The sequence below is a fragment of the Mesorhizobium sp. B2-1-3 genome, from assembly GCF_006442495.1.
GTDB lineage: Bacteria > Pseudomonadota > Alphaproteobacteria > Rhizobiales > Rhizobiaceae > Mesorhizobium.
The window spans coordinates 1-1,536 of the sequence record NZ_VFWL01000039.1; the positions used below are offsets into that span (position 1 = coordinate 1).

1 protein-coding gene is annotated in these 1,536 nt (G+C 65.7%); it reads left to right on the forward strand.

The genetic code is table 11. From position 1 onward, the window contains the following. Positions 1–1,536, forward strand: a 1,536-nt coding sequence (locus FJ973_RS31125; RefSeq protein WP_246675992.1) for a DUF5801 repeats-in-toxin domain-containing protein, incomplete at both ends; no start/stop codon positions are given.

Here is a 1,536-nt window from a genome sequence, read left to right on the forward strand (position 1 = left end):
TTCGACGACGACGGGCCGAAGGTGACGGCTGTCGCCGCCACCGGCGTTACGGTAGCGCTTGACGAGACGGCGACCACGAGCACCCCGGCTGGGATCGACACTGGTACGGTCACCAAGGGCGAGGATCCCGATGTCGGCGGCACCGGCGCGATCGCGCACGGCACCAGCGACAGTGCCTTCGTCAACATCACGGCGCTGTTCGGCGCCGACGGTCCGGCCGTTTCGGGCAGCACCGTCTATGCGCTAAGCGTCACCAATGCGGTCTCCGGCCTTGCCGTCACCGACGGCTCGCTGATCACCTTGCAGACGCTGGCCAACGGCGTCGTCGTCGGCGTCGTCCAGGGCGGAACGTTCAATGGCGATGCGGCGTTCGCGCTGTCGATCGATCCGGCCACCGGCAAGGTGACCGTCGAGCAATATCTGTCGCTTCATCATTCGGACGCCTCCAATCCGGACGACACGGTGGTGCTGGGCCTGCATTCGGTCGCAGTGAGCGTGACCGTCACGGATGGCGACGGCGACACCGCCAGCGCCAGCGCCGATGTCTCGGGCCAGATCAGCTTCGACGACGATGGTCCGAGCCTGACCATCTCGCAGCCGAACGGTGCCTTGAACGGCCTGTTCCTGGACGGCTTCGTCCCCAATGGCGACGCCTGGGGTGCGGGCAGCGGCACCACGACCGGTCCCGCCGGCGCCTGGACCGTCACGGCCTCGCCTTACGAGGGCGCCAGCAGCATCGAATTGCAGAAGGTCGGTGACGGCTATCGCGGTGCAGACAGCCCGACCAACAGCGTTATGGTCGACCTCGAGGCCAGCCCCGGCAACATCCAGATCTCGCAGACGCTGCATGGCCTCAGCGCCGGCGAATACCGCATCTCCTTCGAGATCGGCGCCGCCAACGACACCAGCCTCCTACACAGCGCCAAGCTCGAAGTGCTGTGGAACGGCGTCTCGGTCGGAACCTACAATCCCACGTCGGGCGTCATGCAGACCATCGCCATCGACGTCACGGCGACGGCCGGCGACAACTCACTGACGTTCCGTGAAATCGGCGAACAGGGCGACAACACCGGCACCTTCCTTGCCAACATCAAGGTCGGCGACATCATCGTTATCGACGAGACCGCAGGTGTCGATGCCGATTCCGACGACACCACCGATCCTGCCGTGGCGGCCCTGTTTGCCGGCGTCAATGCCGGGACCGATCCCGACATGCCGCTGCACCAATATGCGCAAGGCAGCGGCGGCGTCGTGAACGCCACGGCGCTGTTCGGCGCCGACGGACCGGCAGCGAAAGCTTCGCTCGTCTATGCGCTCACCCTTGCCAGCAATACGGGCGTGGATTCCGGCCTGAAGACCACCGATGGCCACGCAATCTCGCTGTTCAACGACGGCAACGGCCACATCATCGGCGTCTATGACGCCAACAACAACGGCATCACCGCCACCGACAAGGTCGCCTTCGCCCTGCATGTCGATGCCGCCACCGGCCAGGTCGCGGTTGCGCAATACGTCTCGCTCCAGCATCCCGACACC